Source organism: Nocardia sp. NPDC019219, from assembly GCF_040632645.1.
Lineage (GTDB): Bacteria > Actinomycetota > Actinomycetes > Mycobacteriales > Mycobacteriaceae > Nocardia > Nocardia sputorum.
The window spans coordinates 159,336-171,741 of sequence record NZ_JBEYCG010000006.1; the positions used below are offsets into that span (position 1 = coordinate 159,336).

The 12,406-nt window shown below is 69.2% G+C and carries 11 protein-coding genes; 6 read left to right on the forward strand and 5 right to left on the reverse strand.

All coding sequences use genetic code 11. The annotated features are described in order from the left end of the window. The first annotated feature begins 421 nt into the window (after positions 1–421). Together ABZ552_RS14160 and ABZ552_RS14165 are read left to right on the forward strand one after the other, a co-directional pair. The gene (locus tag ABZ552_RS14160; RefSeq protein ID WP_281873894.1) at positions 422–577 is read left to right on the forward strand and encodes a hypothetical protein; all 156 of its coding nucleotides are present in this window, start codon (positions 422–424) and stop codon (positions 575–577) included. A 515-nt stretch (positions 578–1,092) separates the two neighbouring features. Next, positions 1,093–3,813, forward strand: a complete 2,721-nt coding sequence (locus tag ABZ552_RS14165; RefSeq protein WP_357437360.1) for a hypothetical protein — start codon at positions 1,093–1,095, stop codon at positions 3,811–3,813. Here the strand turns inward: ABZ552_RS14165 and ABZ552_RS14170 are convergent. After that, positions 3,792–5,267, reverse strand: coding sequence for an MFS transporter (locus tag ABZ552_RS14170; protein WP_357437363.1), 1,476 nt, complete (start codon positions 5,265–5,267; stop codon positions 3,792–3,794). The two genes, ABZ552_RS14165 and ABZ552_RS14170, sit on opposite strands and share 22 nt — an antisense overlap. Before the next feature lie 113 nt (positions 5,268–5,380). On the opposite strand from ABZ552_RS14170, the gene ABZ552_RS14175 reads away from it, so the two are divergent. Next, positions 5,381–6,037, forward strand: coding sequence for an EthD domain-containing protein (locus ABZ552_RS14175; RefSeq protein WP_281918885.1), 657 nt, complete (start codon positions 5,381–5,383; stop codon positions 6,035–6,037). A gap of 4 nt (positions 6,038–6,041) precedes the next feature. Here the strand turns inward: ABZ552_RS14175 and ABZ552_RS14180 are convergent, their stop codons facing one another. After that, positions 6,042–6,920 carry a LysR substrate-binding domain-containing protein gene (locus ABZ552_RS14180; RefSeq protein WP_281873887.1) on the reverse strand — a complete coding sequence of 293 codons (879 nt, stop codon included), beginning with the start codon at positions 6,918–6,920 and terminating at the stop codon, positions 6,042–6,044. A gap of 71 nt (positions 6,921–6,991) precedes the next feature. Here ABZ552_RS14180 and dapA point away from each other — a divergent pair, with 71 nt between their 5' ends. Continuing rightward, positions 6,992–7,927 carry a 4-hydroxy-tetrahydrodipicolinate synthase gene (gene dapA, locus ABZ552_RS14185; RefSeq protein ID WP_281873886.1) on the forward strand — a complete coding sequence of 312 codons (936 nt, stop codon included), beginning with the start codon at positions 6,992–6,994 and terminating at the stop codon, positions 7,925–7,927. Continuing rightward, entirely contained in the window at positions 7,924–9,462 is a 1,539-nt protein-coding gene (locus ABZ552_RS14190) for a DHA2 family efflux MFS transporter permease subunit (protein ID WP_281873885.1), read from the forward strand. Before dapA ends, ABZ552_RS14190 begins: the two co-directional genes overlap by 4 nt. A gap of 99 nt (positions 9,463–9,561) precedes the next feature. On the opposite strand, the gene ABZ552_RS14195 is transcribed toward ABZ552_RS14190, so the two are convergent. Continuing rightward, positions 9,562–10,347, reverse strand: coding sequence for an alpha/beta fold hydrolase (locus tag ABZ552_RS14195; RefSeq protein ID WP_281873884.1), 786 nt, complete (start codon positions 10,345–10,347; stop codon positions 9,562–9,564). A gap of 18 nt (positions 10,348–10,365) precedes the next feature. Next, positions 10,366–10,920: a helix-turn-helix domain-containing protein gene (locus tag ABZ552_RS14200; RefSeq protein ID WP_357437369.1), complete on the reverse strand. Its 555-nt coding sequence runs from the start codon at positions 10,918–10,920 to the stop codon at positions 10,366–10,368. An 85-nt stretch (positions 10,921–11,005) separates the two neighbouring features. On the opposite strand from ABZ552_RS14200, the gene ABZ552_RS14205 reads away from it, so the two are divergent. After that, positions 11,006–11,722, forward strand: a complete 717-nt coding sequence (locus ABZ552_RS14205; protein ID WP_281873881.1) for an SDR family NAD(P)-dependent oxidoreductase — start codon at positions 11,006–11,008, stop codon at positions 11,720–11,722. 9 nt (positions 11,723–11,731) lie between these two features. Here ABZ552_RS14205 and ABZ552_RS14210 read toward each other — a convergent pair whose 3' ends face one another. Beyond that, the gene (locus ABZ552_RS14210; protein ID WP_063020775.1) at positions 11,732–12,163 is read right to left on the reverse strand and encodes an SRPBCC family protein; all 432 of its coding nucleotides are present in this window, start codon (positions 12,161–12,163) and stop codon (positions 11,732–11,734) included. Between the last annotated feature and the right edge of the window lie 243 nt (positions 12,164–12,406).

Below are 12,406 nucleotides of genomic sequence, written 5' to 3' on the forward strand. Positions count from 1 at the left end.
GCTCTGCGGCGAGCCGGGTACCGAGAGCCGTCGGGAAGCGCGATTCCGCCGGTCCGCGTGCCGTCCGTCGGCGGGGCGCGGCGGCCGGGTGCGTTTCGCCACCCGGGCCCTTTTTCGGTTTCGTGTAAGAAAGCTGGTCCAGCGGCTATTTTCACTGTTCAGCGGGCAGAAATGTTACCAAGTGACCAGTTGGTGTCCGGATCGTAAACCGAAAAGATCGGTTTGTTTCATGGCGGCTGTGGTAAATGTGGGATGTATCGGATCGACAGCGCGGTCATCCGATAAAAGGGGCGAGGAACCCGCGCTGCTCGATGTTCAGCCGTTTCGAAGCGCTCTGTCGCGGACTACCGGCGCGCACGAACACGAGGGCTCTCCGCAAGTATGTGTACGGCTACGTGCACCAGCGCAGAGGAATGTCATCGTGATCGAGAAGCCCGAAGCGCCCGTCGCGGACGACGACGAACGAGATCGGATCGTATGGCCCGACCCCAGCCCGCTCAGCGGCTGGTGGGCCGAGGTCATGGCCCATCGCCGGATCACCCGGCCCCACTCCTCCGCCGACCCGCGCCACAACTGAGCGAGCCGGCGGCGTCCTCCGGTCCTGCGTGACGTCCGGACGGCTGGATTCCGATACCGTGCGCGGCCCTGCCCAGGGTCGCGACGGTGGCGCCGTAATTGTGGACCCGGCGTCCCGCTCGCGAATGCACGTGCAAAAGTACTTTCACATGGAGCCGATGACACCGGTAAACGCGACGGCGGCGGGTGAATAGCCGGTCGCGGCTCGAGCACCGAACAGGACGCGCCGCGAATTCGCCGGCCGCTCCCGTGAAACACACTCCGAGCCGTGTGAAATCGCAGGCTCGTTTCGAGTTCCGCTGAACTGTACGCCCCCTCCCGACCGTGCTCTCCCGCGTATCCCGGGCTTGTGCGGCGTGCCTGCTGCCCGGTTGCCGCGCTCTCCTGCCGCTGCCTCCAGCCAACCGCTGTGGCTGTCAAAGACTTTGGCTTCTGCTTCAATGGGTGGTCACATTCGGCGGAGGACACGGGGGCGTCATGTCCGGCACCAGAGCTGTCTCCTTTCGGGGAGTCGATGTGCTCGAGGATCTGCTGCGCTGGTTGGTACGACGGCCGTCGCGGGGTGAGCTGACGCTGCCGATGGTGGTCCTGTGCGGCGATCTCACCAACGTCGACGCCTGTCTGGACATGTTCGGGACGGCACTGGGCGGCGCCTTGCACGTGGCCGTGGACGTCGATGCTCTCGACCCTTTGCCCGAGGGCAGTTCGGTAGTCGACGACACCACGCCGGGGCTCACCGATCTGCGCCGACTGCTCTACAACCTCTGCAAAGGATTGTCCGCCGACCGCTTCGGACGATCGAGCCCGTTGCTGTTCCGGCGCTACCGGCTGGCCGAGTGGTTGATGGCCCGCAGGCTGAGTTCCGACAACGAGCTCGACGAACTGGCGTCGCTGCTGCGCAGAGACTTCGGCCGCTGGGGTGAGGAGTTGCTCGGCGAAGCCGAGGCCACCGTGGGTGTGGTGCAGCGGCTCGTGCTGGGATTGCTGCGCATCGTGCTCCCGACGGCGGTGTTCCGGGCGCGCACCGGCGGCCGGATACCCGGGGTGGGGCGCGAGTTCCGCTGGTTCATGCGCCAGCAGTACCTGGCGCCGGAACAGTCCAGCCAGTTCCTCGGCTTCGCCCACCGGCTCACCGAGGGCGCCCGCCGTCGCGAGAACGGCGACCAGCTGGCCAAGCTGCTGGTGCACGCGTTCGTCGAAGACCTGCGGGTCGCCTACCAACGGCGTTGGTTGGGCATCGCCGCCGCGCGGCGCACCACCTATCCGGTCGCGATCCTGCGCGCTCTCGACGGTGAAGCCGGTCCCCGGCTGCTGGATCTGATCAACGACGTCCGCAACGAGACCGGCAAGGACGATCCGCTGCTGGTGGTGGCAGGCACGCGGACCCCGCCGCTGGGCGTCATCGCGCGACCGGCGTACCGGGTGCGGCGGTTGTACGAGATCTGGCTGGACGAATTGCCCGTCGCGCGGCAGCGGCAGCGGCAGCGGGCGTGGCAGCTGTGGTTCGGGGTCCCCGCGACCGGCCCGAACGACGACGAACCGGACCCGTTCCGTCGCATCGATCCGCCCGCGCCGCCGTGGTGGGCGCGGCGGGCGGTGACGGTGACCGCGATGGTGCTGGTGGTCGTGCTGGCACTGGCCGCGGCCGGCTTCGCGACGTGGCGACCGTGGCGTGCGGGCGCACCCGCGTGCTCGACCGGTACAGCCGACCGGTGGGTGCGCGTCGTTTCCGGCGCGGACGGCAATTGCGTCGGTTTCAGCGCCTACGATCCGGACGATCCCGCGGCAGGCGGCCGGGGCTTCCTGTTCGCGAGCGACGAGCCCGGCAGCCACCGCCTGGTGGACGTGCAGCGACGGGTGTACAAACAGAATCTGCTGGCCGAACAGCTGGCTCGGGAGCAGCCGGCGCGGCCGCTGTTCACGCTGGTCTATTTCGGTCAGCTCACCGGCGTCCCGGGCGACTACCCGGCGCAGAGCGAGGACATCGAGGGCTTGGCCCTGGCGCAGTACAGCGGACTCGAAGCGGTCGCGCTGTCCGACGCCCGCACGCCCGACACGATCCCGTTGATCAGGTTGCTGCTCGCCAACACCGGGCCGGCCAATTTGCAGGGGGCGCAGGTCGTCGATCTGCTGGCGCCGCTCGTCCGCGCCGAGCCGAGCATCGTCGGGGCGATCGGGCTCGACCAGAGCCGCACCGCGACGCTGGGCATGATCAACGCGCTGACCGGCCTCGGCCTTCCGATCGTCGCGCCGAGCCTGTCGGCCGACGAGATGGTGAAATCGTCGCCGCTGTACTTCCAGATCGCTCCGCCGAACTCCGCGATCGCCGACATGATCGAGCAGTACCTGGATTCGCTGCCCGGGCTGGCCGGACGCGGCGTGCGGATCTACCACCGGCCCGACCCGACCGATCTCTACACCGAGAACATGGCCGCCGACCTGCACATCCTGGCCCGGGGCGGGCGCCGGATCTGGGACGGGTCCTGGGACCGGCGCGAGGCTTTCACCGGGCCGGACAACACCGACGCCTGCGACGAGGTGCTGTTCTTCGCAGGCCGGGATTCGGAGTTCCCCGACTTCCTGCAGAGCCTCAACAAGGCGTGCGGCGATCGGCGGGTGCTGTTGATCGCGGACGATTCGGTCAACCGGTTCATGGCCAGCGCGGACCGGCGTAGGGCCGCCAACAGCGCGCGCCCGCTCGTCTACGTGGCCAAAGCGAGCTTGGTGACCTGCCGGAACAAGGGACAGGGCCGGCGCAGCCGGGTCGAGTTCTACAACCTCGCCACCACCGTGGATCCGGACATCCCGAGCTGGAACGCCTGCGCCGAGGCGGACAAACCGCTGGGCGAGCGCGCGCAGTTACATCCGCTGGGTGAACGGGTCGCGCTGACCTACGACGCGGTGGGCTTGTTCGTGCGCGCCGTGCAAGCGCTGGCTCCGGCCGTCTCCGGCGTGTGGACCGAGCCGATCCCGATCAGCGCGGCCGCGGTGTGGGCCGCGCTGCGTGATCTCCCTCGGCATCCGGTGATCGAATCCAGTAGCGGCGTGCTGGACTTCTCGGTCAGTCAAGGCGCGCACGCGGGCCGGGTGGCGCACGACAAGTGGGTGGGCATGCTCAGCGTGGAGCAGATCTGGGATCCCTCGACCAACGCCGAACCCGTGATGATCTACGGCTGTGGCCGGGCTTCCGCCGAGGACACCGCGCAGTGCCGCCCCTATCCACTCGGCGGCGGCTGACCGGCCTCCACCCGGCTCGGCTCCGGCGTCGCGCTGAGCGGCTCGGCCAAGTCCTCCAGCGACCGGCCTTCGGCGCGCACCCCATAAGCCACTTCGACCAACCCGGCCGCGAACATGGCCAGCGCGCCGACGACGAACGCCAGGGCGGTCTTCCCCGGCTCACCGTCCGCAGTGAGCTCGGCGAACACCAACGGTCCCGCGACGCCGCCCGCGACCGTCCCGATCGCGTAGAAGAAGGCGATGGCCATGGCGCGGGTCTCCATCGGGAAGATCTCGCTGACGGTCAGATAGGCCGCGCTGGCGCCGCACGACGCGACGAACAGCACCGCGGTCCAGCACGCGGTGAGCGTCGTAGCGGTCAGGTGACCGCCCGCGAAAAGCCATGCGGTGCCCAGCAAGAGCACCGCCGACCCGAGATAACTGCCCGCGATCATCGGCTTGCGCCCGACCGTGTCGAACAGCTTGCCCAGCAGCAGCGGGCCCAGGAAGTTGCCGAAGCACAGCACCGCGAAGTAGTAGCCGACCCGGTCGTCCGGGATCTCGAACGACCTGGACAGGATGAGCGCGTAGTTGAACGTGATGGCGTTGTAGAGGAACGCCTGCCCGATGAACAACGACAGGCCGAGCACACCGCGGCGCGGATAGCGCCGCACCATCACCTCGGCGATCTCCCGGAAGGAGATCGTCCGGCGCTGCCGGACGCGGATCCGCTGATCGGACACGTCGGCCAACGCCGTGCCCGTATCCGCGCGGACGCGCTGTTCGATCGCGGTGACGGTGCGTTCCGCGTCGTCCTCGTGACCGTGGATGAACTGCCAGCGCGGACTCTCCGGGACATGCCTGCGCACCAGCAGGATGACCAGACCGAAGACCGCGCCGAGCGCGAAGGTCAACCGCCAGCCCACATTCGGCGGGAACAGGTCCGTGTTCAGCGCGACGATGGACAGCAGCGCACCGCCGACGGCCCCGAGCCAGTAGGTGCCGTTGATGACGATGTCGATGCGGCCGCGGTACTGTTTCGGAATCAGTTCGTCGATGGCGGAATTGATGGCCGCGTACTCGCCGCCGATACCGAACCCGGTGAGGAACCGGAACAAGACGAACCACCACATCGAGAACGACAGCGCCGTCATCGCGGTCGCGAAGAGGTACACCGCGAGGGTGATCAGGAACAGCTTCTTCCGCCCGAATCTGTCGGTCAGCCAACCGAAGAACAGCGCGCCGGAGCCTGCGCCCGCGACGTACATGGCGGCGGCGATGCCGGAGACCTGTGCGGCTGTGATGGTCAGGCCACTGTCCGGTTGTGACAGCCGGGCGGCCACGCTGCCGACGACGGTGACTTCGAGCCCGTCGAGGATCCACACGGATCCGAGCCCGATCACGATCATCCAGTGCCATCGCGACCAGGGCAGACGATCGAGTCTGGCCGGGATGTCGGTCGATATGGTCCGCACGGATCACCACCTTCGCAGCTTGACGGTCGGATACCCCGAGCCGCGGCGGCCAACCGCGCCGGTGGGCTAGGCTCGCACCGATAGTGAAACGTGTTCTAGAAAGTGGCCTGCGGATGAAGACCATCTTTGCGCTGTGGGGTGTCGGAGACCTGCGCGCGGCGGATCTGGCGGCGCGCCTGCCGGAAGTGGCCGCCGCGCAGGCGAACATCGCGGACGCGGCGGTCGAGACGGCGATGCTGCGCATCACGACGTTCGACGCGCCGGTGCGGGCCGTCGTCAGCGTCTGGTGGGCGGGTGACCCGCGGCCGGAGGCGGCCGAGCGAGCGTTGAGCGCTGTCGCCGAGCGGGTGGCCGGCTGGCACGTCGAGGAGGTGACGCCGATCCCGCCGCCGGTCACCGCCGCGCTCGAGCGCGCGCCGGGCCTGTCGAACATCGCCTTCCTGCGCAAGCCGGACGGCCTGCCGCAGGCCGACTGGCTGGACCGCTGGCGCAACCGCCACACCGCGATCGCCATCGAGACGCAGGCGACGTTCGGCTACGTGCAGAACGTCGTGACCGGGCCCGCCACGGCCGGTGCGCCCGGCATCGCGGGAATCGTGGAGGAATTGTTCCCGATCGAAGCGCTCGGCGATCCGCACGCGTTCTACGGCAGCGGCGGTGACGCGGCGGAGCTGGCCCGCCGGATCGACCGGCTGATGGCCAGCGTCGCGACCTTCGGTGGCGATCGGAACCTGGATGTCGTGCCGACCAGCCGGTATCGGCTGCGCTGAGTGGTCAGCGGCCGGGAGAGCGTTCGGCCGATTCGCGCAGCGCCACCCGAGCGGCGCGCACGACGGGATGGTCGCCCGCGCCGCGCCGATAGGCGAGGTGGGTCCGCCGTCGCGTCGGCAGTGCGACGAGCGTGACGCCTCCTGGGCAATCCCGCGTCCCGAATTCCGGGACCAGCGCGACGCCCTGCCCGGCCGCCACGAGCGCGAGGACCGTGCCGAAGTCGTCGGCGTGATGCCGGATCCGGGGTGTGAATCCCGCCGCCTCGCAAGCGCGCACCGTCATCGTGTGGCACAGCGTGCCGGGCGTGCTCGCGATCCAGGGACTTTCGCGGTGCGCGGAGAGCGGGCCGGGGCAGCGCGCGGCGAGATAGACGACCTCCTCGAACAGCGGCTCGCTGTGCAGCGCGGGATCGGCGGGGACCGGCACGTAGTCGTACTCCTGGATCAGCGCGACGTCCAGTGTCTCGGCGCGGAGCGCGTCGGGCGCCAGCGCCGGATCCAGTTCGGTCACGCGCAGTTCCAGCCGTGGATGCGCACTGCTCAGCGCGACGAGTGCGGGGGAGAGGATGGTCCGCACGGCGGTGGGGAACGCTCCGATGCGGAGAGTTCCGGTCAGTTCGGCGCGTGTCGTGGCGAGTTCGGCGGTGGCCTGCTCGAGCACCGCGAGAATGCGCTCGGTGTGCTGGACGAGGGCCACCGCCGCCGGGGTGAGCGTCACCCGCCGGCCGGTTCGCGCGAGCAGCGGCACACCCGCCTCCCGTTCCAGGGCGGTGAGCTGCTGGGAGACCGCCGAAGGGGTGTAGGCGAGGGCTTCCGCGACCGCGGCGATGGTCTCGCGATGGGACAGTTCCCGCAGCAGACGCAGTTTGCGGACATCGAGCATCAGTTCAGCTTATGGTCTGCGACAGAAACGTGAACTGGATCTGATGGTTTTCAGCGATCAGGCTGACTGTCATGACGCTCGCAGGTCTTTTCGTCCCCCTGATCACGCCGTTCACCGCCGACGGCGCACTCGCCGCCGACGCGCTGGAGCGGCTCGCCCACGAGGTACTGGACGACGGTGCCACCGGCCTCGTCGCACTCGGCACCACCGGGGAACCCGCGACCCTGACGGCCCCGGAGCGGGCGGAGGTGGTCGCCGTCTGCGCGCGCGTCTGCCGGGCACACGACGCGCCGTTGATCGTCGGCGTGGGATCGAACTCGACGGCCGCTTCCGTCGAAGCCCTCGAAGGTCTGGACGCGCGGAGCGCCGCGGCCCTCACCGTGGTCCCGTACTACACGCGGCCCTCCGAGGCGGGTGTGCTCGCGCACTTCCGTGAGCTCGCCGCGGCGGCGCCGGTGCCGCTGGTCGTCTACCACATCCCCTACCGGACGGGGCTCTCCCTCGGTACCGGCACCTTGCTCGCCCTCGCCGACCTGCCCAACGTCATCGGTCTCAAGCATGCCGTCGGCGCCGTCGACGAAGCGACCGTCGCGCTGATGAGCGCGTTGCCCGCGGATTTCGCCGTGCTGGCCGGCGACGACTTGTTCGCTCCGGCGCTGCTGGCCCTCGGCGCATCCGGCGCGATCACGGCCTCCGCCGCCGTGCACACCGCGGCGTTCGCGGCTCTGGTCGCCGCGTGGCGCACCGGTCCGGTCGGCGCGGCGCGGTCGCTCGGTCACCGGCTGGCGGTATTGTCGGCCGCGCTGTTCGCCGAACCCAATCCGACGGTGATCAAAGCGGTGCTCGCGGCGCAGGGTCGCATACCGAGTCCGATGGTCCGGTTGCCGCTGCTACCCGCGAGCGAGGCCGCGACGCGGGCCGCGTTGTCGGTGCTCGCGGAATTCCCGGCGACAGGAACCGGTAATGACTGGTATTGCGGCCCCGAAGGTGCCACGCTTAAGCGGTGACACAACCTCCGGATACCCAGGCTGCTGGGCCCGACCCGACGAGCGACAAACTGGACGCGGCCGTCTTCAAGGTCGCCGGCGTGGTCGTGCTGGGCGCGATCATGTCGATTCTCGACATCACCGTCGTCAGCGTCGCCATCCCGACCTTCCAGCGCGAATTCGACACGAGCTACGCCATCGCGGCGTGGACGATGACCGGCTACACGCTCGCGCTGGCCACCGTGATCCCGCTGACCGGCTGGGCGGCCGACCGTTTCGGCACCAAGCGGCTGTACATCATGGCGCTCACCTTCTTCGTGCTCGGCTCCCTGCTGTGCAGCACGGCGTGGAACATCGAATCGCTGATCGCCTTCCGCGTGATCCAGGGCCTGGGTGGCGGCATGCTGATGCCGCTGGGCATGACGATCATGACCCATGCCGCCGGCCCGCAGCGGGTGGGCCGGGTGATGGCGGTGCTGGGCGTGCCGATGCTGCTCGGCCCGATCGGCGGCCCCATCCTGGGCGGCTGGCTGATCGAGAACTTCAGCTGGCATTGGATCTTCCTGATCAACCTGCCGATCGGCGTGGTCGCCCTGGCGCTCGCGTTCATCGTGTTGCCCAGCGACAAGCCGGAGCCGTCGGAGTCGTTCGACTTCATCGGCATGCTGCTGGCCTCGCCCGGCCTGGCCCTGTTCCTGTTCGGCGTCTCCTCCATCCCGGAGCAGGGAACGGTGCTGGCGGCGCGGGTGCTGATCCCGGCCGCCATCGGCGCGCTGCTGATGGTCGCGTTCGTGCTGCACGCGCTGCGCACCGAACACCCGCTCATCGATCTGCATCTGTTCCGCAACCGCGCGCTCACCTTCGCGGTACTCACGATGGTGCTGTTCGCCGTCGCGTTCTTCGGGGCGGGTCTGCTCCTGCCGACGTATCTGCAGCAGGTGCGCGGCGAGTCGGCGCTGCAAGCGGGTCTGCTGATCGCGCCGCAGGGCATCGGCGCGATGCTCAGCATGCCGATCGCGGGGCGTTTCGTGGACAAGATCGGCCCCGGCAAGATCGTGCTCATCGGCATCACGCTGATCTCGATCGGCACCGCCTACTTCGTCCAACTCGACGCGGACAGCTCGTATCTGCCGATGATCGGCGCGCTGGTCGTGATGGGCCTGGGCATGGGCTGCACCATGATGCCGATCATGACCGCGGCGATCCAGACCCTGACCCACCAGCAGGTGGCGCGCGGGTCGACGCTGATGAACATCGTCAACCAGACCGCGGGCTCGATCGGCACGGCGACGATGTCGGTGGTGCTGACCAACCTGCTGAACAACCAACCGCTCGCGCGTCCGGCGATCGCGTCGAACTTCGATCCCCGCCTGGCGGAGCAGCTTCCGCCCGGGGCCGTCGATACCGGTCTGCAGCAGGCCGCCGAAGCGTTCAGCCACACCTATGTGGTGGCGCTGGTGCTGATCGTGCTCACCTTGATCCCGGCGTCCTTCCTGCCGCGCACGAAGCCGAAGGACCCGCAGGCGGCCGACGCGGCGACCGTGATCCACGCGTAGCGGTACATGTCCCGGGATCGCCTGTCCGCCAGGCGATCCCGGGACATTCCCGCGGGCACGCGCCACGCCGGTCCACCAGGACGTACCGGCGGCGGCAGGTCAGGGCCGCGCCGCGTCGAGAAATGTCCGGACGACCGGGCTCGCCACCGCACGGAACTCGTCGAAGTACGCGTGCCGTGCGCCTTCGACCAGATGCAGTCGCGCACCGGGAATGCGCTCGGCCAGTAAGAGAGCGTTCGCCGCCGGATTGAACCGATCATCGGTGCCGTGCACCACCAGGGTGGGGACGCGGATGTCCGGCAGAACGTCCCACGCGTCGTGCTTGTTGCTGGCGTAGAGATGCCTGCGTTTCGCATAGGCGGGCATGGCCGGATCGCCGAGTGTGTTGTACGGGCCGGCCGTACTCGCCAGCCGGTCGGGGGTGTACATCAGTTCCAGCAGAGCCTGGCGGGCGGCGGCCGGATCGGACTGCGCGAGCGAGCGCCTGACCTCCGGCCCGCGCTCGACGGCATGCTTCCCGCCAGGAGAGGTGCAGCCGAGCACCAGGGTGTGCACCCGATCGGGATGCCGCGCGGCCAACCATTGGGCCACCCGGCCGCCCATGGACGTGCCGTAGACGGCGGCCCGGTCTACGCCCAGGTCGTCGAGTACCGCGACCACGTCGTCGGCGAAACCCGCCGTGCTGTACACCTCGTCGGGTTTGTCGCTGTCGCCGGTGCCACGCCAGTCGAGGGTGATGGTGCGGTGTTGGGTCTCGAAGTCCGCGCGGATGCCGTCCCACCAGTGGTGGGTGTTGGCCTGACCCGCGAGCAGGACCAGCGGGCTACCCGCGCCCGCCACCTGATAGGCGAGGCGAACCCCGTCGGACGCCACTGCGTGAGGCACGTGTCGCAATCCTTCCGGTCACCGACGGCTTCGCAGGCCGTCGAACACGATCTGCGAGGCGCGCCGCCACGACGGCGAGCCCGTGGTCTCGCCGAGCAGCGACAGCGCCCATACCAAGTTGACGACGTCTTCGTCGGTCGCGTCGGCGCGCAGCGCACCGTCTTCCCGCACGCGCGCGAGAATGGCCGACAGCTGCGACATTCCGCGGTGGCAGGCCTGCGCCAGTCGCACCGCGGCGGGATGATCCCCGGTGAACGCCTCGAGCAGACCGCGATCGGCGGTCAGCCGGACCAGCAGGTCTTCGACGAACCCGGTGAACGCCGTCCACGCGTCCGGCTCTGCCGCTGCCCGGGCGGCGATCTCGTCCACCGCCGCCAGCCGGGGCGGTAGGAGTGCGTCGATGAGCGCGTCGCGGGTCGGGAAATGGTTGTAGAGGGTCCCGATGCTGACACCCGCGCGCCGCGCGATTTCTTCCAGGGAGCCTTCCAGTCCCTGCTCGGTGAATACATCGGCCGCTGCTGCGAGCAATTTCTCGCGATTGCGGGCGGCGTCGCGGCGCAGCGGTTTGGTCACCCGGTCATTCTACAAAATCTGAGGCAGCCCTCGATTTCGTGCTACGGTACGAATTCGAGGGGGGCCTCAGATTCTAGGAGAAGGCATGGCACAGCAGGGAACAGCGGTGATCGTCGGCGTCGGCCCCGGTCTCGGCATGTCGATGGCGCGGCGCTTCGGCCGGGAAGGATTCCGGGTCGCGCTGGTCTCACGGAGCGACGCGCGGCATGCCGCGTATCTGGCGGACCTGGCAAGTCGCGGCATCGACGCCACCGCCCACGTCGCGGACGTCACCGATCGCTCGCGGCTCGGCGCGGTACTCGGTGACATCCGCGGGGGCGGCCCGATCGGCATGGTCTACTACGGGCCGGGGCCGGCGCAGCATCCGGTGCCGATCACCGACGTCGACGCGGCCACGGCACAGTCGGCGTTCGAGTGGGTGTGGCCCGCGATCGACGTGGTGAGCGACGTGCTGCCCGGAATGCTCGAACATGGCGACGGCGCACTGTTTTTCGCCGGGGGGCTCTCCAGTGTCCGCCCCATGCCCATGCTCGGCCACCTCGCTCTCGCGGCCGCCGCGCTGCGCAACTACGCGCTCACCCTCAACGCCGCGCTGGCCGGGCGCAACCTCTACGCGGGCACGCTCACCATCGGCGGCCTCGTCGAACGCGGCGACATCCACGCCATGGTCACCGCCGATCCGGCGCGCTTCGGCAGCCCCGAAGGCCACACCCTCGATCCGGACGACCTGGCCGACACCGCGTGGGACATGTACCGCACCCGCGACCGCGCCGAGGAGATCTTCGACGCCCTCGGCGGGTGACGGTCGAGGTCAGCCGTAGAGGGCGATGAAGCGGTCCAGCGAGCGCTCGATATCGCCTTTGACCGCGCGGGCCACTCCGGAGCCGATCGGGCCGAACAGGGGCGCGCCGCCGAGTTCGATGTCGACGGTGACCTCCGATCCGGAGCCTTTCGGCGCGACGAGCAGTTGCAGTCCCAGTTTCGTGCCGCCTTTGCCCGCGCCGGTCAGTTGCAGGCGACGCGGCGGCTCGGCGGCCCGCACGGTCCAGGTGACCCGGTTGCGCAGGCCCTTCACCGAGGCGATGCCGACCAGCTGGGTGCCGACGGTCAGCTCGGCCGGAACCGCACCGCGCCACGCTTCGTGCATGGTCAGCCATTTGTCGAGTTCGGCGAGGTTGGAGGTGTGCGTCCAGGCCTCCTCGGGCGAGATCGGGACGTCGACCGAGACCTTCAGCTTTGCCATGGGCGCATGGTATCCGGCGCCGGTGGTGCGCCCGGCCGGGAGGGCGGCCGGTCGGGTGGACTTCCGGTTCCAGGCGAACTCGTCTTTGCGAAAACGAATCGCGACACCCGCCAATACATTTGTTGACGCGTCAGTGAATGCCTGTTCTGCCTGCTCGGCCCCTATCGCGGCGGGCGCATCGACCGAAGCGCCGAGACGGCCGTCTCCGGTGCCCGTCCGGCGCGCGGTCCCGTACGCAGGGCA